We start from the raw sequence: 19,603 nt of genomic DNA on the forward strand, positions 1-19,603 counted from the left end.
CAGGCCGGCAAAACATGCACAGGCCCGGAAACAACGTAAAATCGGCAGCTTTTGATTTTATCCAAAATACTGGCACGCAAGATGCTTTATTGAAATCCCCATGAGCCGCCCCGCTTCACCATCCAGGGGCCCCCGGTGCGTAACGCGCCCAACTGAGACAACGGACACATCATGCAACGATACCTGATCATCGGAAGCGGCATTGCCGGAATGACCGCAGCGGAAACGATTCGGGACAACGATCCCACCGGCAGCATCACCATGGTGACCGACGAAGAGGCCCCTTTTTACAACAGGATCCGCCTCTGCGACTACATCTCGGGGGACCTTCCCGAAACAGACCTTTCCGGGGTGGACCCGGAGTGGTACGCCGCCCACAGGGTGGATCTTGCCACGGGCACACGCATCACGCACCTCGATCCCCACAGCCGCACGGCCCTCACGGAACAGGGAGAATCCATCGGCTGGGACAAGGCCCTCATCGCCACCGGAGGGCGCCCCCACATCCCGGACATCGAGGGCGTCCGGAAAAAAGGAGTCGTTACCCTGCGCAGCATCGAAGACGCACGGCGAATCATCTCCAACGCCCCGGAGGTCAGCAATGTGGTGATCATCGGCGGCGGTCTCCTGGGCCTGGAAGCAGGGCATGCCCTCATCAAACGGGGAAAGAAGGTCACCGTCCTGGAGTATGCCCACCGAATCCTCCCACGGCAGCTCGACGCCAAGGGTGCCGAGCTGCTCATGGAAAAAATGGTGGCCCAGGGATTTCAGTTCCACACGGGGGCGGCGGCCAGGGAGATCACCGGCGATGAGCAGGTCACGGGGGTCATCACCTCCTCGGGCACCCTGGTTCCGGCGGACATGGTGCTGATCTCCGCCGGTATCCGGCCGGTCTCAGACCTTGCCGAGGCCTCGGGGATCCCCTCACAGCAGGGCATTCCTGTGAACGATGCCATGGAGACGCCCCTTGACGGGGTCTACGCAGCCGGAGACTGCGCCCTTTTCAACGGCACGGTCCACGGCATCTGGTCCACGGGCCTTGCCCAGGGACGCATTGCAGGCCTCAACATGAGCGGCCAGGCTGCCAGCTACCGCGAGCCCGCCTTTGCCACCATGCTCAAGGTCACGGGAATCTACCTTGCTTCGGCTGGGACCGTGGACGCCGAAGGCACCCATGAGTCCGTCACCCGAAGCGATGAAGGCACGTATAAAAAAATTGTGTTCCAAAAGGGCTGCCTGACGGGATGCCAGATGGTGGGAAACATCGATCATTTTAACGAGATACAAACACTCCTTGCCGGGGCTCACCCCTTGAGCCCTTCTGAGCGAAGCGACGTGGAGCGAAAATTGAACGGAAACAAAGGAGCAAAAGCTGAAATGAAAACGTTTGTCTGTACGGTATGCGGTTATGTCCACGAAGGCGATACTCCCCCGGAAGCGTGCCCCCAGTGCGGCGTTCCTTCCGATAAATTCAAGGAAGTTGCCCAAGAGAAGGCTCCCGCCAAGTGGGGGTGCACCGTCTGCGGTTACATCCACGAAGGGGATGTGCCCCCGGACCATTGTCCCCAGTGCAAGGCCCCCAAAGATAAATTCAGGGAGCAGGGCGCCGGTGGCTCCCTGGCCTGGGCCGACGAACACGTCATCGGTGTGGCCCAAGGAGTGGACCCCGAGATCATCGAAGGCCTTCGCGCCAACTTCACCGGAGAGTGCACCGAGGTGGGCATGTACCTTGCCATGAGCCGTCAGGCCGATCGGGAAGGCTACCCGGAAGTGGCCGAAGCCTACAAGCGCATCGCCTTTGAAGAGGCGGAGCACGCAGCAAAATTCGCAGAACTCCTGGGGGAGGTGGTGGCAGCGGACACCCGCACCAACCTCCAGGTTCGCGTGGATGCCGAGCACGGGGCCTGCCAGGGCAAAAAAGACCTGGCCACCCGGGCCAAGCAGCTCAACCTGGATGCCATCCACGACACCGTTCACGAGATGTGCAAGGACGAGGCAAGACACGGCCAGGCCTTTGCCGGGCTTTTGAAACGCTATTTTGATAAATAACAGACGGTTTTTTTCAAACCAAACCACACCCAACCAACAACACAAGTGAGGTGACCCGATGAAAAAGTACGAGTGCACGGTATGCGGCTATATCTACGACCCGGAAGAGGGAGACGCCGAAAACGGAATTGCAGCAGGAACCGCCTTTGAAGATCTTCCCGAAGACTGGCTCTGCCCCGTCTGCGGTGTGGGAAAATCTGAGTTTGAAGAAGTGTAACAGGTAACGCCCCGGGAAAGATCCCCGGGTATCTGCAACCCGGATTCCCTCGACCATGGTCGCACGGGGATCCGGGTTTTCCATCCGGAAACGAAAAAGGACGACAGCAAGCCATGAGACCACTTAAAATCGCCGAAGGCATCTACGATGTAGGTGTCAAGGATTGGAACATCAGAGACTTTCACGGGTACTCCACCTACATGGGGACCACCTACAACGCCTTTCTTATCGTCGATGACGACAAGGTGGTGCTCATCGACACGGTCAAGGAACCCTTTACCCATCAGTTCATGGAGAACATCCGCAAGATCATCGATCCCCAGAAAATCGATATGATCATCAGCAACCATGCGGAGATGGACCACTCCGGCGCCCTGCCCCGGGTGCTTCACCTCATTGGAGAAGAGACCCCTGTCTACTGCTCCAAAATGGGGGAAAAAGCCCTTTCCGCCCACTTCAACGGGAAAAAAATCAACCTGAACGTGGTGAAGCCGGGCACGGAGCTCAAGCTGGGCAAGCGCACCTTGAGCTTCATCGAAACCCGCATGCTCCACTGGCCGGACAGCATGTTCACCTACCTCAAAGAGGACGGCATTCTCTTTTCCAGCGACGCCTTCGGCCAGCATTACGCGTCCCATGAAAACTTCGATGATGAGATGGGCGAGGGGCTCTTCGAGCATGCAAAAAAATATTTTGCCAACATCCTCCTGCCCTTTGCCCCCAGGGTGGAAAAACTCCTGGAATCCATCGAGTCCATGGACCTGCCCCTCAACATGATCTGCCCGGACCATGGGATCCTCTGGCGGAAAAATCCGGAGAGGATCCTGGACCGTTACGCGTCCTGGGCACGTCAGGAGAACAGAGAGAAGGTGATCGTCATGTACGACACCATGTGGAACTCTACGGAGAAAATGGCCCGTAAAATCGTGGACGGCGCCCGGTCCACCGGTGTCGAGGTCATCCCCATGAGCGTCCGCAACTGGCACCGAAGCGATATCATGACCGAACTCATGGACGCCAGGGCCCTGGTGGTGGGATCTCCCACCCTCAACAACGGGATCTTTCCCACCCTCTGCGATGTTCTGTGCTACATGAAAGGCCTCAAGCCCAAGGGCAAGCTCGGGGCTGCCTTCGGCTCCTACGGCTGGAGCGGTGAAGCGGTCAAGCTCCTCAACAACGAGCTGGACACCATGGGATTCGAACGCATCGACGACGGCCTGCGCACCCTCTACGTTCCGGACTCCGAGGCCCTGAAGGCGTGCTTTGACTACGGCGTCGGCATCGGTGAAGCCGTCAAGGCCAAAAGCGCGGAATAAAAACCGGTTGGACTCCGGCATTCCCGCCGGGGCCCAGCCTTTCCGGCAAATGTCGTCACCAGAGAGATCCACATCCGTCCCCTCAAGGAGACCGTCATGACAGCACAACCGACCGCATTTGCTCTCTTCGCTTACCGCCAGGAACCCGGCTGCTTCATTCATGTACTCTTAAACGGTCTGGACCTTGACGATAAAGGTCACCCCGTAAAAATCATTCTGGAGGGACCGGCCACCACCCTGCTTTCCGACATCGATTCCCAGGAGGCACCTTTGCCCGCCCTCTTTAAGAAGGCGTCTGAGCGAAACCTTATCGACGGATATTGCCTTGCGTGTGCCACCAAACTCGGTGCACGAGACGACGCTGAAACATCGGGCCTTGCCCCTTTGTCAGATATGAGTGGCCACCCTTCGGTGGCAAGCTATATCCAAAAGGGTTACACCGTCATTAATTTCTAAAGGAGGCCCATGACCGACAACGACAACGACAATCCCGGTGGACGGGAGATCAAACGCACCCTGCGCCCCCTCCTTGAGGAAGGCACACCCGAAAGCGTCAAAACAACACTCTTAGGCCTCCCCTTGAGACGGTTGGTGAGCCCTCTCATCGGCTTGTTCTGTGATCGAAAAGAAGAGATTAAATGGCGGGCCGTAACCTCCCTGGGGATGGTCACCGATGCCCTGGCAGGGGAAAATCTGGAAGAGGCGCGGGTGGTGATGCGACGCCTGATGTGGACCTTGAACGACGAATCCGGTGGGATCGGATGGGGAGCGCCCGAGGCCATGGGAGAGATCACGGCCGTCAACCGGCTGCTCGCCGATGAGTACCACCGTATCCTCTGCTCCTATGTCAGTGAAGAGGGAAACTTCCTGGAACACGAAATCCTTCAACGCGGGGCCCTCTGGGGGCTCTGCAGGCTCGCCGAAGCAGACCCTGAAAAGGTGAGGCCTGCCCTGGCCGATGTCAGGGGCCACCTCCGCTCTGCGGACCCCGTCAAGCAAGGCCTTGCCCTGCTCTTTGCCGCCCGCACGGGTGATGAGGCGGCACGGCCCCAGGCCGAAGAGCTGGTGGGATCTTCCCACCCCTTTACCCTCTACACCGGCTGGGACCTGGCAACCACCACGGTGGGCGATGAAGCACGAAAACTCCTAAGCGCCACCTGACGTCCCCACTTGAAAGATCAATACACTAAAAGCCCCAGGCAAAAGCCGGGGCTTTTTTTCGTTACGCAAAAGAGCGTTTGAACAGCTCGTCGATGGCGGCCTTGCCTTCATCGGAAAGGTTCCGGGTCCCGGTGCCGCAGAAGGTGTCCTGGGTGATGACGGGGGTGTCCAGGGCCCAGCGGTTCTCTTTCCAGGTGTACCACTGGTTCTTGTCCTGATCGAAAACGCTGACGGGGCGGTTGAAGAATTTGCCGAGCTCCACGGCCCAGCCGGTGCCGCCTTTGACGGTGTTGTCGTCCTGGATCCAGCCAATGGCCAGCACCTGGCAGCCTTTGTTCACCATGTGAAAAATCACCTGGAAGACCTTGCGGATCTTGTCGGCCTGGGCGTAGCGCCGTCCCATGCGGGCAGAGACGATCTCCATGCTGACATCGCCCTTTTTGAGGGTCTCTTCGGAGAGGATCTCCACGTTCACCTCCCGGGTCAGGGTCTGCCCTTCAAAGGCGTAGGTGGTCTCGGAGATTCCGTATTTTTCTGCCTGCTCGCCGAATGCTGCTTCAGCCCCTTTCAGGCCGCCGCTGAAAAAATGTTTCTTTACCTGAGTCATAATTTTGATTTCCTTATGTGTATAGACGGTTACGGTTTGGGCTCATGCGATCATTTGCAAGGCAAATCCCGGATCTGCCCATGACGCCGCGCCCTGTTGCCCCTGCCACACCATCTCTTCCGGCATGCAAAACACACCCCGCGGCTTTTCCGCAAAGGGCCCCCCGACGAGTCGGATGCTCCGCCTTCCGGCCCCCACAATCAAGCAGGCAGCCGACACACGCAGCATACACAATCCGCCCTTCAGCTTCTTCCAAGGCCGTCATACAGAACTCACTTTACGTCTCTGGGCAAAGGTCTCGATCCGAATTGGATGAAAGAAAATCACATGAAGAGATTCAGAAGGAACAAACGAGCGGGATAATTATATCAATAATGCATAAAAAGCAACACCTTTCCGCAGAGAAAAAGAAGCAAATGCACAACGGCATCCCACAAGGCAAAGAAAGGAGTTCCCGGTAAACACCCACGCGCCTGTGGAGACGCACTGCCTGCCGTGGCCCGGCTCCCAAAACGAAAAATCCGGCTGAGCCCACTGTGCTCAACCGGACGGACACCTTGTGGCCTCCTTTTACAGGGTGCGCCACCTGATCGGGACACCCAAAAGCCTGATCCCTATCCCGCGCCACCCGCCCCATAAAAATGAACGGACCGGGCAGCACACAGTTTACGGAAAATAGTTCGGGTCCTGCCCAAAATAGGAAAACCCGGTGACATTGGGGTCATGCTGGTAGATCTTCTGGAGTGACGCCGGGTACTGGGTCGTCGCGGCAGACGGTTCGATGCCGTTCCACCAGTTGTACAATGAGGTGTTGATGGATTCTCCCTTGTACTGGAACGAGCAGGCAATACGCTCGCTGTAGCCCCCCACGAGCTGGTACCCGAAATGGGGGCTGTTCCGGTCCAGGCCGATGCGGATAAAAAATCCCGAATGCTGGGCATTGCTCAAGGGGTTGTCCGGCACGGCGTCCACCCAGGATTTTCCCTTGGGGTTCTTGTAGTTGCGGGACAGGCTGAACTGATCCACAAGGGACATCATGGTATCCCGTTGATAGATGGCGGGAATGGGTGTCGAGTTGAACTCTTCTCCGAGGTCCGAACCGGCCAGGCTGTTACCGTCCCCTCCGGTCTGCAGGGCAATCTGGCGGGCCTGGTGTGGCAGCTTGGGGCTATAGATCCCCGTGGCCCGTTTGTAATCAAAGGAGAGGTCGCCCTGCAGGTCGTTGGTCCCCACGATGATATCCGTCAACTTTCGATCGGCGGAGGCGATGTTGTCATACTTGAGCCGAATCACAAGCCCGTTGATGCGGGCCGGCTCGTCCGGGCTGATCCCCATCCTCAGGTTGTCCACGGAAAAATCCCAGTCCAGATAGTTCCGGTTGCGATAAGGACGGGTGGAGAAGAGCCCGTTGGCGTTGTTGTCCCCTTGCGCCCCGTCCACCCAGCTGTGGGAGGGGGCGATATCCAGAACTTTCTTGTACTTGTACTTGTAAAGGTAGTTGTCGTCATCCACGTAGGGCACATACACAGTCTCCAGGGAGAGGTCCCTGTCTTCCCCCTTGTGCAGGGTATACTCCGTGGCCACCTGCCAGGGGGAATAGACCTTTTGCGAGTCCTCGGTGACCCAGGGGTTCATGACCACCCTGAAGCGCTTGCTCTCCCAGGGTGTGCTGTCGTGGGCCGGCACATCCCCGGGGTGCCACTCGATCCGGGGATCTCCGTTTTCAAACAGGTGGTGATAGGAAACGGGAACGGACCAGGGAATGTACTTTCTCACATAATCCCCCGGGTTCAGGCCTTTTCGGGTGGTGAGTTCAGCCGGAGACTTGTAGTAGTACCCCAGGCGCACCCTGTCCGTCTCCTGATAGACCTCCAGGTACGTGTCCATGAAAATCCGCACCGTGTCCCGCTCGATATCAACCGAGATGGGGCTGGTCTGGGCCGTGATGTCGGACAGGGCACCGTCGCTCATGGGACACACCGCGCCATGGGCAAAACGCCCCGTTGCTGCCCCCGAACAGAAACACGCCAGGACAAGCACGCATGTCAGGATACGCCGGGAGTACTCACGCCTGTGGTTTTCACACCCCATGGTCCATCTCCTTTTGCGCTCAAGGGCCTCGATCGCCGTCAATGATCCGGTACCCATTGGGCACCGGAACCGGGATACTCCGGCTCGTAGATATGCCAGAAGTCGTAGGTCACGTTGTCCGGCATGATCTTCTGGATATCGTACATGTCCCATCGCCCCCCCGTGGGATTTCCCGGATTGCCCAGCTTGCTTAAAAAGTCGAGCTGCCCCCGGCCGATGGGGTCCCAGTCCGGCTGGTTGGAGGGAAGGCCGTTGGGGTTCATCTCATCGGGCAGCTTGCCCGCCTCGTAGAGATAGTAGTGGCGAACCCAGTTATTGGAATCCGACCTGTCGATGTTCTGTTCCGTGATGGCGTACATCTCTTTTCGACCGGGAAACTCCAGGTAGGTCTTCTTGGCACGCATGCCGTCCAGAATCACGCCCCCCATGCTGGGGCCGAACTGGTTGTAGGGCCACTCCCCGGGATCTGAGACGAACCCCTGGAGATCCTCCACCCGCACCGAGCCATGGCGAGGCCAGTTGATGGCGATAAAACTCCGCTCATCGTAAACAAGCTCGGGCTGGCCCGTTGCCGGATCAAAGCTGTTGTAGGTCCGTCCTGTCTTCACCTGGATCGTCATGGGACGTTCCAGGATCTCAATGTCATTGGCCATGTTCTGGTTGTGGATCTGGTAATCGTTGTCCAGCTTGCCGGGGTCGTCGAAATTCTTGCCCGTAATGACGTCCGCCTCGGTCATCTGACCGTGGTCCAGAACCAGCTTTCGTCCGGAGATGCGGTCGGCAAAATCGATCTGGTTGATGTTCCCGTTGAGCATGAACCCGTCGTACATGTTGTGATAACCGGGCCCCCCCGTATACGGGGACCTCACCAGGTTACGCGAAAGCATGAGGTGGTCCGGGTTGTAGTCGCTGCCGAAAAAGCCGTCCGGGTCGTAGGTGCTGTCCAGGTACTCTGACGGGGCGTCGCTGGCAAAGTAGTCTTTGTCCATGTCTCCCCACCTGTTGTACTGAACATGGAGTTCCTGGCTGAAACTCTCACGCATGTGAATCCCCGAGGCCCTCAGGTTGACGAAGGTCTCCCCGCCAATCTCCCGGGAGATGGTGACCTCGTCGATGGTGGTCTTGCTCCGAAGCTCCAGGGCAATGCCCTCCCCTTCGACGTAGCCGTCTATGGTTCCGATGGGGTAGAGGGTCACCCGCTGGCCCAGGTTTTTTACACCGGTCATGGACAAAAGCCCGGTGTCCGCCCCCAGCAACCCGGTCACAATGCGATCACCGACGTCCTCTCCCATGTCCGTGTACGACCCGATGGCGGAAAAATTGAGGTTGCTGCTGCTGGCCCCCACCGTAAAGGGCTCCTCGCCGTTGTCCATGGAGATCACCACCGCCGTCACCCCCCGGGCCTCGGCCGGAGGGGTAAAGTCACTCCCCTTGTTGATCTCGTATGGATCCGTGCGCTTGTGCTTGTAGTACCAGTCGATGCCCAGGCCGATCATGCCCGCTTCCCCTTTCCGGACCTTGGCCGTGTCCTTGATGAACCACTGCCGCTGTGGGGCAACGTATTTCCCGGCCACAATGGAGATATCCCCATTGTATGTGGTGCTGCTGTCCATGGAGGTAAATTCGAGGAAATGGTCCGGTTTGGTCTCATCATCGGGCACAAACCTTGAGCTGCCGCCGGTTCTATCCACCACAAGGTTGTCGAACCCCAGGTTCACCCCGGTCCTGGCTTCAACCCCGCCCAGCTCCCACTCCTTCATGGGCTTGGGGGCCGCCACAGCCCCTGCCGCACCAAAGGCACATAGTAAAAAGGCACAGACGATATAGCGACGGAAATCCCGGGCGGAAAAAGCCATGCCGTCCTCCCTGGCTGGGACAGGTCCCTGAGGTTGTCATGTAACCACGCCGGCAACACGCCGAGTGCATGGTCACGGATTCTGTATTCACACCGTGTTATTTATAGTGAACATTGTTACCACTTTGACAAAATAAGATCAACCCTTTTCCGGTAACTGGCAAATGCATTCAAAAAGGAACGGCCAGCCGAAACAGCCCCAGGACCCCGGCACGGACAAACACGCCGCCACGCCGCACGGTGCGTTCAGTCGATGCCCCGAGGCATATCCGGGTTAGCGGTCCAACGCGGCCAGTGCGTCGGAAAAATCTTCCAGATCTTTTTCGGTGTGGTTGGCCGTCAGGCTGAGGCGAATAATGGCCTGCCCCATGGGAACGGTGGGAAACCGGGCGGTAAAGGCAAAGTACCCCTGGTTAAAAAGCTTTGTCACCAGCTCCTGGGCACGCTCTTCGCTGCCGATCTGAACGGCAAGGATGTGGGCCTCGCCGCAGACGGTAAACCCTCGGTCGGTGAGGAGCCGGGTCAGCTTCCGGCTGAGATAAGAAAGACGCTCCCTCCGGTCATCGCCCTGCTCCACCTCCGACAGCACGGACAGGGCGGTGACGGCGTGGGCTTCGGGCAGGGCCGTGGTGTAAATAAGGGGAGAGGCAAAATTGAACAGGTACTCCCGGTACAGGGAGGGCAGCAGCACAAAGGCCCCGAAAAGACCCATGGCCTTGCCGAAGGTACCTAAAGCCACGTCAGCCACCCCCCGGGCGATGCCCCGCCCCCCGATGCCCATGGCGCCGTAGGCGTGGGCCTCATCCACCACCGTAAGAAACCCGAGGGTCTCTTTCAGGTCCGAAAGCTCGGCCAGAGGCGGGGTATCCCCGTCCATACTGAAGAGGGATTCGGTCACCACCACGGACTGGCCCGAGGCGCTCTTCAGCCTTTTTTCCAGATGCCCCATGCTGTTGTGGCGAAAGCCTTTAAACGGAGCAGATCCCAGCTGCATGCCCTTGACCGTGCTGGCGTGGACGTGCTTGTCAAACAAAAGGGTCTCCTCCGGCCCGAAAAGGGTGGAGAGGATGGCCAGGTTGGCCTGGTACCCGGAAGGGAAAAAAACAGCGTCCTCGTAGCCGAAGTAGTCGGCATAGGCTTTTTCCGCCTCGCGGATGGCCGAGCCGTTGCCCGACACAAGCCGTGAGGACGACGAGGAGGTGCCATAGCGCGAAAACGCCTCTGCGGCCTTGGTGCGAAGTGCCTCACAGCGCCCCAGGCCGAGGTAGTCGTTGGAGGCAAAGTTAACAAGGGTACGGCCATCCACCGTCACCGTGCGCCCGTCCCCGCCCTCCACCACAGGCGGATTGCGGTAAAGCCCCTTCTCTTTCTGGAGGGCCAGTTTCTGTCTCAAGCGCGTGTCAAACATTGAAAAATCTCCTGATAGTGGGGGCTGAGGCGGGCCGCCTCGAAACGGTCATCATAGGGGGTGGTGCCGATGAGAAGGGAGGCCGTGACGGTCTCGCCACCAACCTCGGCCGACACCTGGTAGGCCCGGGCATCGGTGGCCGATCCCGTAAGGACAGCGGTGAGGGGTACCACCCCTGTCACCGGGGCCGGTGGAAAAGGATATCGGGTCACCTTCATGAGAAAGGCCTGGCGGGAAAAACCGGTTACGTGCCGCACGTGATAGGCGGCGCACTGGGCCATGGCCTCCAGAAGACCATGGGGCTCGCCGCCCAGTTCTGCGGAGTCCGCCGTCATGGAGTTGTCCGCAACGGACGATATCCGGGAGAGCATCAGAAAAGGGGTCTCAAGAACCTGTGTCATGGTTGCCACCTGCGCACCACCAGGGCGCTGTTCTGGCCGCCGAAACCAAAGTTTTCAAACAAAAGGGTCGAGACCCCGTCGGCGCTTCGAGGACCCGTTACAACATCCAGGGACGGGTCCAGGGGGTCGGTGAGGTTGGGGTTGGAGGGCAGGACGCCATGCTTCAGGGCTGACAGCATCACGGCCAGCTCCACGGCCCCGCAGGCCGAGGCCAGATGGCCAAGCCACGCCTTGGGGGCAAGGATGGCCGGTTGCCGGGACGTAAAAACCCGTTTGAAAAGATCTGCCTCCATGCGGTCGTTGAGGTCGGTGGCCGTGCCGTGGGCCGACACCGCGTCCACCTCTTCGGGCAGCAGAAAGGCCTCGTCCAGGGCCAGGCGAACAGCCTTCTCCGCCCAGGTGCCCGAAGGATCCGGGGCCGTCATGTTGTAGCCGTCCAGGGAAGAGCCAAACCCCAGGACCTCGGCGTGGATTTCAGCACCCCGCCGCCTGGCGTGTTCCAGCTCTTCAAAAAGGAAAAACGCCCCGCCCTCCCCGGGCAGGAAGCCCTTTCGGCTGGCATCAAAGGGAGCGTACTCCGTGGACGGGTCCATCTCGCTTCGATGCAGGGCCCGGGCCATGCCGTAGGCCAGGAGCCCGCCCCGGTTGATCCGGGAGTCGCCGCCCCCTGCAAGGGCCGTGTCCAGATACCCGTCCCGGATCTTTCGGTACGCCTCCCCAAGGGCCGTCAATGACGCGGCGCAGGCGCTGCCGCAGGTGTGGTTCTCCCCGTGAATGCCGGTGAGGCGGGAGATGGCCGATGCCGCCGTGTTGGGAAGAAAACGAAGCATCCACAAGGCAGAGAGACCCTCCTCGGAGATCTCGCCATGGTCGATCCTGGCAAACTCCTCCCCCACATCAAAGTTGGGCCCGCTCCCACAGAACAGCCCGGTGTCGGCCCGCTGCTTCTCGGAAAGCCCGGACGCCTCTATGGCCGCGGCAGCCGATGCCACGGCAAACTGCGCCCCCCGGTTGAGGTACCGCCCGGCCTTGAAACGCCCGGTGTACGCCTTGAGGTCAAAGCCCTCCACCGGCGCCGCCCAGAGCCCCTCCTCCCCGGTAAACACAAACCGGGGCGCCCCGACGGAAAGCCTCTTTCCAATCTCTTCCGATGTCGCCCCCAGGGATGAAACCACCCCCATGGACGTCACCACCACACGCCTGCGCATGAAGACTCCTTAATTATGCAGCATCACTACGCCACGAGACGTAATCCGCGATGTCTTTTACCTTGAGGACGGGGCCGCCGTCCTGGTCCGCCAGGATCTCGTCCACGCGGGACGCGGTGAGGTAGGGGTATTTTTCCATGAGGTAGGCCCGGGTGTCGGTGACGTGGTCCCCAGGCTCGCTCAGGTAGACCCGCAGGGTTTTCAGAAAGACCTCGTCGTCGTTGACATCGATGTTGAACTCGGAGCTCAGGCTCACGGCCAGCTCCAGCAAATCAATGGACTCCACGTCCAGGTCCCGGAACAGGTAGGTCTCGGATCCGATGCGCTCTTCGTCCACGTCCAGGATATCGGCCAGGGTGGCCTGGATTTTTTCAAAAACAGTCATGGGCTCAGTATCACTCCACATATAAGAGAATAACGATTCAGCTTGCCTCCGGCGGCCCTGCCGGGGGCTAAACTTTTAAAAAGTTTAACAAACAGGTTTTAAAAAACCACATGTGTGCCAGGCATAATCAAAAGCGAGCCTGATGTTCACCCGCAACCTGCTTTTGAAGCATTTATGCTATAGCCAGTGCGGTTAAATCCATACTGGGCAAGTAGCGACAACGTATCCTGTTGCTTCGAAGCGTGTGAGCCAACCCGCACAAACCATAAGCGTTCATGTCGGGCGTAGCCCGAGCCAAAGGCCCTTGCGCTTTTTCCTGAGGAACGAAGGAGAAAGCGCAAGGGCTAAATGCTTTCGAGGTGGCTCACCTCGCCGCCGGAGGCACGCTTTCAGGCCCTACTTGCACGCGGTGAGGCCGCCGTCCATGGTGACCACGGTGGCGTTGATGGGGCGTGCGGCGTCGGAGAGCAAAAAGAGAAGTGTCTCGGCCACCTCGGCGGGGGTGGCGGCGCGTCCCAGGGGTACCCGCTGGCGAATTCGGTCTCCGTGTGTCTCCAGGTAATCGGTACCACGGCCTGCCGACACGTAGCCGGGCCTCAGGATGGCGCTGGTGATGCCCTTTTTGGCCAGCTCGATGCCCGCGCCCCGGTAGAGGGATTCCGAGGCCTGCTTGGAGGCGGCGTAAAACCCCTGGCCGCCGTTCTGGAGGGCAGCGGCGGTGGAGGAGACGTAGAGCATCCGGCCAAAACGGCCTGCCATCATGCGACGGGAGGCCCACTTCACAAGGGCTGCGCGGCAGGTAACGTTCTCCTGCATGTAGCGCCCCACAGCCGCCACATCGGCCGTGGCCACGAGGCTCTCTAAGTTTCCGTGGGCAAAGTCCACCAGGTAGTCGGGGCCGCCGTCTTGGAACAGGGCATCCAGCGTTGAAAACCCATCGGGCTCCAGGGCGTTTTGCAGGGCGAACGCGCAGGGCGTGCCGCCAGCATTACGGATTTTTTGTTCCCCTTCCGTTGACCTGAAGGTGGACACGGGCCGAAGGCCGGCCCCTGCAAGGAAGGGAATCAGAGAGAGAGCCATGTCGCAGCTCCCCCCCACGATCAATACAGTTTGTCCGGAAAACGTCATGGCAGCACCATCTCTCCGGTCACGGCCGGAGCCTCATCGGTGAACAGGGTGCAGGTTGCCCGCCCCTTTTCGCAACGGACCGTATACCGATACTCCCCGGGCGGAACAAACACCCTGAACCTGAAATTTTTTGCTGCAACAGGGGCGTGCCCCTCGTCCCTGAGGCGATGATAAAAAGCCTCCACCACAAGACTCCCGGGTACCACGGGGTTGCCGGGGAAGTGCCCCTTGTACAGAGGGTCTGAGCCGTCGAACCGGAAGAGTCCGGACAGGACGGCTTCCATTACACCTCTCCCACGATGAGCCCGGCGTCGGACACCATCTTGAGGTCGTCGTCAAGGGAGCGCCCGGCCGTGGTGAGGTAGTTGCCCACCATGAGGCCGTCGGCACCGGCGGGAAAGAGCCAGGACTGAAAATCCCGGAGGGTCACCTCACGCCCGCCGCAGACGGTGATGCGCTTTTCAGGGGCGATGAGCCGGAACAGAGCCACGGACTTCAAGGCGTCCAAAACCGGCATCAGGGGACGATTTTCCATGCGGGTCCCGGGCACCGGGGTCAGGAAATTCATGGGGATGGTATCGGCGTTGAGTGTCCTCAGGGTCAGGGCCAGCTCCACGCGCTGGGCCCAGCTTTCGCCCATGCCCAGGATTCCGCCGGAGCAGACGCCGAAGCCCATCTCAGCGGCCAGCTGGACCGTCTCGATGTCCTCGTCGTAGGTGTGGGTGGTGCAGATGGCGTCGAAGTGGCTGCGGGAGGTCTCCAGGTTGTGATGATACCGCCCCATGCCGCTTGACCGCAGGCGTTCGCCCCGCTTGGCGTCCAGCATGCCCAGAGAGCCGCAGATGGCAAGGTCTGTCTCTTTTCTCAGGCGCTCGGTTACCCGGCAGACCCGATCGATCTCGGCGTCATTCAGGCTGTGTCCGCTGGTGACGATGCCAAAGCGGGTGGCCCCGGCACGGGCCATGGCATGGCCCCGCTCCACCAGGGTCTCCTCGTCCATGAGGGGGTAGATGTCCACCCCGGTGTCGTGGCTGGAGGACTGGGCGCAGAAGGCGCAGTCCTGGGAGCATTTGCCCGATTTGGCGTTGACGATGGAGCAGAGGAACACCGTGTCTCCCCGATTCTGGGAGCACCTCACCCGGGCGGCTTCAAACAGGAGAAAGAGGGATTCGTGCCCGGCTTCGGACAGAAGCAGGGCCTCTTCCTCCCCGACCTGGTAGGAGGGGTCGGCAATAAGTTGGCGTATCAGTTCATGGGTATGCATGGTGGCGTGTCGCTTTCCTTAAATAAAAAGCCCCGCAAAAAACCGTCTCGGTTGCGCATGCTGCCCGGCTGGCGTTTGCCCCGGGCCACAGGGCCTTGGTTGTATTTAAAGGCCCGTTATACAGCCATATCCCCTGAGCTGTCAACTACGTCTCCACGCAGGGTTAACAGAAAGGCAACCCCCAGGGGCGCTGGTTGTTGCCCTGGGGCACACAGTCAATCAAGGGATCGTGGCGAGATAAAGCAACGGGATGTCTGGGTGACGGGATCGATGAAACGCACCTCTTTGGCCAGGAGCTTTAAGGGGCGCTCAAAATCGGGCGGGGCCTCGTCCAGAAGGTCCGGGTAGAGGTGGTCGTTTTCAATGGGGGCGCCGATGGCGCACATGTGGAGGCGAACCTGGTGTTTCTTGCCGGTGACAGGGGAGATCCGAAACAACCCGCCCGCCCCCTTTGGTGCCACAAGCTCAATGGTGGACTCGGCGTTGCTGGGCCCTTCCCCTACGGCCATGCGGAACCAGGGATCGCCCTTGACGAGCCGATTCGTCACATGAAAGGGGCCGACCCCATCCGGACGGCTCAGGGAGAGGGCCTCGTAGACCTTGCTCACCTTTTTTTCCATGAACAGCCCCTGGTAGAGCCCGCGGGTCTCTTTTCGCCTGGAAAAAAGCACCAGGCCTGCCGTCTCCCGATCGATGCGGTTCACAGGGATCAGCTCCGGATTTTCGAAGCGGTTTCGCAATCGGGTAAGAAGGGTCTCGTTCACGAACTTACCGGCAGGGATCACGGGCAGAAAGTGGGGCTTGCAGGCGACAATGAGGTGATCGTCCACATGGACCACCTCTTCGGCAAAGGGGATGGGGTCTTCATGGGCCACTTCCCGATAATAGCGCAGCACCATCATGGGGACCACCACAGCATCCCGGGTAAGGGCCGCGCCCTTTTCATCGGTGACGAGCCCGGAGTCTAAGCGCGCTTCCCAGGTGCCCGAAGGCACGGCAGGAAAGCGCGCTTCCAGAAACGCCAGGATGGGGGTCCCCGAAGGCACCGCCTCCCCCACCGTTACCGTGGACGCATAAGGGCTCCGGCTCATTCCGCTTCGAGCCCCAGGGCCCGCACCAGGGGGAGCAGGCGCTCGGCCATGGCGTCGGCCTCGGTTTCGATGCAGCACATTCGCCCGATGGACGCCACGGGACGGATGCCCGTAATGCGCGCCACCGCTTCCATGTGTTCGGCGATCATCACCGGCTCGGTGGAGCCGTCCCGGTCGATGAAGACCACAAAGGGGTGGGTGATGCCCCGGCTGGCCATGGCCTCCAGGGTAAGCAGGGTATGGTTGATGGTCCCAAGGCCTGCGCGGGCGGCAACCACGTGGATAAATTTCTCTTCGGCCAGGAGGTCGATGACGTTCAACCGCTCGGTCACCGGCACCAGGGCCCCGCCAGCCCCTTCCACCACCAGGGGGCGGCCCAGGGCCCTCTTCTCCTGGATAAAGGTCTTGAACGCCTCAGGGTCTATTTTTTTTCCCTCTTCCCGGGCCGCGAAATAGGGGGCCTTGGCTTCCCGGAAGCAGTACAGGACAGAATCCTTGGCCTCGTCGCGACCGCCCATAAGGGTCAGGACAAAGGAGGGGTCGCTGTACGGGTGCGTGGGGCTGTGGCAACCGGTCTGAAAGGGTTTCAGGTAAAGGGGATCCAGGCCCTGGGCGCGAAGGATTTTCATCACCAGAAGGGAGAGGACGCTCTTTCCGACATCGGTGTCGGTGCCGGTAATGCAGATGTCTCGGATGGGGGACATGACGGTCTCCAAATCACGGGTTGGGGGCCACGGAAAAACGACATGGTAACAGCCCGCGCATCGAACGTGCGGCCCGGAAATCCCGGGGGGCCGCCGTTTCCATAATCCATGCGGGGGATCCAAAGCCCCTTGATGGCTGACGGAGGGTGTCCCGCCGGGGTTACCCGAAGGTCAGCTTCCGTGGACAGCCTGAAAGACGAATGGGTATAGTGGTACTATGAACAAAAACATATTTCAATCACCTGCGCGTCCCATGGAATGTTCCCTGCCCCGGCCGGGAACACAAAAAAAGATCGCACACAAACCTTTTCGTGGATATCCTCCTTGCGAAGGGGAACCTGCGGTGATATGAAGTGTACATTGTTCAAAGAACAATGCAAAAGCCCTGCCATTGGGACTTTTCCTCAGATTCTCACTCGGAGCACACCCACGTATGGCTGGAAAGATAGCACGAACGATCCTATATGCCGTCCCCAACACCCTGAGCCTCTTCCGGCTCGCCTGTTCACCGGTCATCCTCTGGTTTGCCTGGAACGGAGAAGAACGCCCTTTCCTGGCCTTCCTCACCTCTGCCCTGGTCTCAGACCTTTTTGACGGTGCCATTGCACGCATGCTCAAGCACACCACGGAACTGGGTGCCAAGCTCGACAGCATGGCCGACTTCCTCCTGGCCCTGGCGGTCCTGCCCTGCATCTGGTGGCTCTGGCCCCATCTCCTGGAGGCCGAACTGCGCTACTTCATGATCGTCCTGGTGGGGAGCTTTGCCCAGCTCACCTGCGGCTACGTCAAGTTCGGCAGAACCCCGAGCTACCACACCTGGACCTCCAAGAGCGCCACCCTGCTCCTCTCCATCTCCCTGCTCGTCCTCCTCTACACCCAGGACATGAGCGGCCCCTTCCGGTTCTCGGCTATCCTCCACCTGGCCTCCACCGTAGAGTCCATTCTCATCACCCTCATCCTTCCCAGGTGGAACTACAACGTCCACTCCATCTGGCACGCCCTGGAACACTCAAAAGATAAATAAAAAACGCCTCCGGCGGCCCTGCCGGGGGCCAAACTTTTGAAAAGTTTGACAAACAGGTTTTGACAGCTTTGCTATGAATTCCAGCGATTCTGACTGTTCTGACCTTTCTACCGGAAAGTTTTTTGCGGAGCTTTTTTCAAAAAAGCGACCCGCCGGAGGCAAGCTGAATAGTTACCAAATTTTAAACAAGACTTTCCAGGCTTCGCAGGGATACATTCGACTTGTTCGCTTTATTTGCGGAGCTTTGTTTCAAAAAAGCGACTTGCCATAGCTTTTCTTATTAAAATCAAGCAAATATCCAATACCCTTCATCGCATTTCCAGAAAAATGAAATGGGCCTATCATGAAAAAGCGGTTGCCAGACATCACACATCACGCGAATGCTCCGAAAACGTTTGCATGATGACTGCATCCATGCATTCGCCATAGGGTTTCAAGGTGCCCCCACCTTGCCGCCGGAGGCACGCTTTTTAAGGCAAACTGAATCGTTAGAGTCTGGCCTTCAACCGGATCAGGAAGGCGCGGGCGCCGAAGGCGGCCACCTTGGGGCTCAGCCGGAGGAAAAGGCGGGTAAAGCTCTCCGAAGGGGGAATGTACAAGGGGTTGGGTTCCAGGGAGATGGCCCCTTCCGGGCACGAGGAGAGGCAGGCGGCGCAGCCGATGCACCGGGTGGGGTCGTAGTGGTGTTCTTTGTTTTCGATGGTGTGGGCGCGGGTGTTGCAGGCGCGCAGGCAGCGGCCACAGTTCGTGCAGGCGGAAACATCCACCACGGCCTTGAACCTGGGCTCGGCCATGAGGGCCATGCCGCCGAAGTGGTTGATGGTCTCCAGGCCGTGGCAGCAGCAGTCGCAGCAGGTGCAGATGGCGTTGGGGCTTTCGTGGGAGACGTTGGCGGTGAGCAGCACGAGGTTTCTCTCCCAGCGTTCCCGGATCACGGCCCGCATCTCCTCGCGGGTGACGTGGTACCCGGTGCCCTGGGGCACCACGCCTTCGGCAAAGGAGCCGAAGAGCAGGCAGCCGTCCTCCACCCGGGCCCGTTTGCAGCGGCCACCGGCAAAGGCCACGGACTGGCGGCACTGGCAGACATTTAAGACGGCAAAGGTGTCGTGGGCGGCCAGGAGTTTTTCCACCAGGTCGGCGTCGGCCACGGTCTGCTGGTGGGACACATGCTCTTCAATGGGAATATTGCGGATGGCAGGGGCCCGGACCCAGCCTAAGAAATCCTTCACATACCCCGTGCCGAAGAGCCGGGTGATGCGGTCCCCGAAGCCCCGGTGCATGGGGGTCTCTTTGCCGTTCATGAGAAAGTACTCAAAGATGCCCGGGATCAGGGGCATAAGAGAATACCCGGACGACCCGCCATAGATCACCCGCCGCGCGGCAAGGCGTTCCAGAACGGGAAGGGCCTCTGCCTCGGCCATCTGCGCCCGCCGGGCCACGGCCTTGAGTCTTTTGGGTACATAGGAGGGAAGCCCCAGGGCCACCCGGGCCTCTTCCGGGTCAAAAAGATGGCAGACCAGGGCTTGCAGTTCGTCTCCCATGGGTGGGCCGATGAGCCACACCGAGCTGAAGCGCCGGGCCAGTTTTTTCTGGTGGATGTCGGGGGATATGTCTTCGCGGGGCATCATCATACGGGTCTCCCAATGCATGTCATGAAGGATGGACGAAGGGCCGGGCAACTGATGCCGAGCGAA

At 59.7% G+C, this 19,603-nt stretch carries 19 protein-coding genes; 6 read left to right on the plus strand and 13 right to left on the minus strand.

Annotated features, from left to right (window positions below; genetic code table 11):
* The first annotated feature begins 171 nt into the window (after positions 1-171).
* The 5 genes from MSL71_RS26630 to MSL71_RS02490 all read left to right on the plus strand — a co-directional run bounded on the left by MSL71_RS26630 (position 172) and on the right by MSL71_RS02490 (position 4,743).
* A complete protein-coding gene (locus MSL71_RS26630; protein ID WP_180137083.1) occupies positions 172-2,049 on the plus strand; it encodes an FAD-dependent oxidoreductase in 1,878 nt (625 codons plus the stop codon).
* 58 nt (positions 2,050-2,107) lie between these two features.
* Positions 2,108-2,266, plus strand: a complete 159-nt coding sequence (gene rd / locus MSL71_RS02475) for a rubredoxin (protein ID WP_180137084.1) — start codon at positions 2,108-2,110, stop codon at positions 2,264-2,266.
* Between the two features lie 113 nt (positions 2,267-2,379).
* Complete coding sequence (locus tag MSL71_RS02480; protein WP_180137085.1) at positions 2,380-3,582, plus strand: FprA family A-type flavoprotein; 1,203 nt, start codon at positions 2,380-2,382, stop codon at positions 3,580-3,582.
* A gap of 96 nt (positions 3,583-3,678) precedes the next feature.
* On the plus strand, positions 3,679-4,038 hold the full coding sequence (locus MSL71_RS02485) for a DsrE family protein (RefSeq protein ID WP_180137086.1): 360 nt from the start codon (positions 3,679-3,681) through the stop codon (positions 4,036-4,038).
* Positions 4,039-4,047: 9 nt separating this feature from the next.
* Positions 4,048-4,743 carry a DVU0298 family protein gene (locus tag MSL71_RS02490; RefSeq protein WP_180137087.1) on the plus strand — a complete coding sequence of 232 codons (696 nt, stop codon included), beginning with the start codon at positions 4,048-4,050 and terminating at the stop codon, positions 4,741-4,743.
* A 61-nt stretch (positions 4,744-4,804) separates the two neighbouring features.
* Here MSL71_RS02490 and MSL71_RS02495 read toward each other — a convergent pair whose 3' ends face one another.
* The 12 genes from MSL71_RS02495 to bioD form a co-directional block, all read right to left on the minus strand.
* Entirely contained in the window at positions 4,805-5,350 is a 546-nt protein-coding gene (locus tag MSL71_RS02495) for a hypothetical protein (protein ID WP_180137088.1), read from the minus strand.
* Between the two features lie 666 nt (positions 5,351-6,016).
* A complete protein-coding gene (locus MSL71_RS02500; protein WP_180137089.1) occupies positions 6,017-7,441 on the minus strand; it encodes a hypothetical protein in 1,425 nt (474 codons plus the stop codon).
* A 38-nt stretch (positions 7,442-7,479) separates the two neighbouring features.
* Positions 7,480-9,297: a hypothetical protein gene (locus MSL71_RS02505; RefSeq protein WP_180137090.1), complete on the minus strand. Its 1,818-nt coding sequence runs from the start codon at positions 9,295-9,297 to the stop codon at positions 7,480-7,482.
* Between the two features lie 273 nt (positions 9,298-9,570).
* Entirely contained in the window at positions 9,571-10,704 is a 1,134-nt protein-coding gene (locus MSL71_RS02510; RefSeq protein WP_180137091.1) for an aminotransferase class I/II-fold pyridoxal phosphate-dependent enzyme, read from the minus strand.
* Positions 10,686-11,105, minus strand: a complete 420-nt coding sequence (locus tag MSL71_RS02515; protein WP_180137092.1) for a hypothetical protein — start codon at positions 11,103-11,105, stop codon at positions 10,686-10,688. Before MSL71_RS02515 ends, MSL71_RS02510 begins: the two co-directional genes overlap by 19 nt.
* Positions 11,102-12,313 (minus strand): beta-ketoacyl-[acyl-carrier-protein] synthase family protein, encoded by a 1,212-nt coding sequence (locus MSL71_RS02520; protein ID WP_180137093.1) that lies wholly within the window; start codon positions 12,311-12,313, stop codon positions 11,102-11,104. The genes MSL71_RS02515 and MSL71_RS02520 overlap by 4 nt, the downstream gene beginning before the upstream one ends.
* A 13-nt stretch (positions 12,314-12,326) precedes the next feature.
* Positions 12,327-12,698 carry an acyl carrier protein gene (locus MSL71_RS02525; protein ID WP_180137094.1) on the minus strand — a complete coding sequence of 124 codons (372 nt, stop codon included), beginning with the start codon at positions 12,696-12,698 and terminating at the stop codon, positions 12,327-12,329.
* 396 nt (positions 12,699-13,094) lie between these two features.
* The gene (locus MSL71_RS02530; RefSeq protein WP_180137095.1) at positions 13,095-13,778 is read right to left on the minus strand and encodes an SDR family NAD(P)-dependent oxidoreductase; all 684 of its coding nucleotides are present in this window, start codon (positions 13,776-13,778) and stop codon (positions 13,095-13,097) included.
* Positions 13,779-13,822: 44 nt separating this feature from the next.
* Positions 13,823-14,110: an ApeI family dehydratase gene (locus MSL71_RS02535; protein ID WP_180137096.1), complete on the minus strand. Its 288-nt coding sequence runs from the start codon at positions 14,108-14,110 to the stop codon at positions 13,823-13,825.
* Entirely contained in the window at positions 14,110-15,090 is a 981-nt protein-coding gene (gene bioB / locus MSL71_RS02540; protein ID WP_180137097.1) for a biotin synthase BioB, read from the minus strand. The genes MSL71_RS02535 and bioB overlap by 1 nt, the downstream gene beginning before the upstream one ends.
* Positions 15,091-15,305: 215 nt before the next feature.
* Positions 15,306-16,181 carry a pseudouridine synthase gene (locus MSL71_RS02545; protein WP_180137098.1) on the minus strand — a complete coding sequence of 292 codons (876 nt, stop codon included), beginning with the start codon at positions 16,179-16,181 and terminating at the stop codon, positions 15,306-15,308.
* Positions 16,178-16,885 (minus strand): dethiobiotin synthase, encoded by a 708-nt coding sequence (bioD, locus tag MSL71_RS02550; RefSeq protein ID WP_180137099.1) that lies wholly within the window; start codon positions 16,883-16,885, stop codon positions 16,178-16,180. The genes MSL71_RS02545 and bioD overlap by 4 nt, the downstream gene beginning before the upstream one ends.
* 433 nt (positions 16,886-17,318) lie before the next feature.
* On the opposite strand from bioD, the gene MSL71_RS02555 reads away from it, so the two are divergent.
* The gene (locus MSL71_RS02555) at positions 17,319-17,909 is read left to right on the plus strand and encodes a CDP-alcohol phosphatidyltransferase family protein (RefSeq protein WP_180137100.1); all 591 of its coding nucleotides are present in this window, start codon (positions 17,319-17,321) and stop codon (positions 17,907-17,909) included.
* 488 nt (positions 17,910-18,397) lie between these two features.
* Here the strand turns inward: MSL71_RS02555 and MSL71_RS02560 are convergent, their stop codons facing one another.
* Positions 18,398-19,540: an ATP-binding protein gene (locus MSL71_RS02560; protein WP_180137101.1), complete on the minus strand. Its 1,143-nt coding sequence runs from the start codon at positions 19,538-19,540 to the stop codon at positions 18,398-18,400.
* Positions 19,541-19,603: the final 63 nt, after the last annotated feature.

Origin of the sequence: Desulfoluna butyratoxydans, assembly GCF_900699765.1 — a bacterium.
Taxonomy (GTDB): domain Bacteria; phylum Desulfobacterota; class Desulfobacteria; order Desulfobacterales; family Desulfolunaceae; genus Desulfoluna; species Desulfoluna butyratoxydans.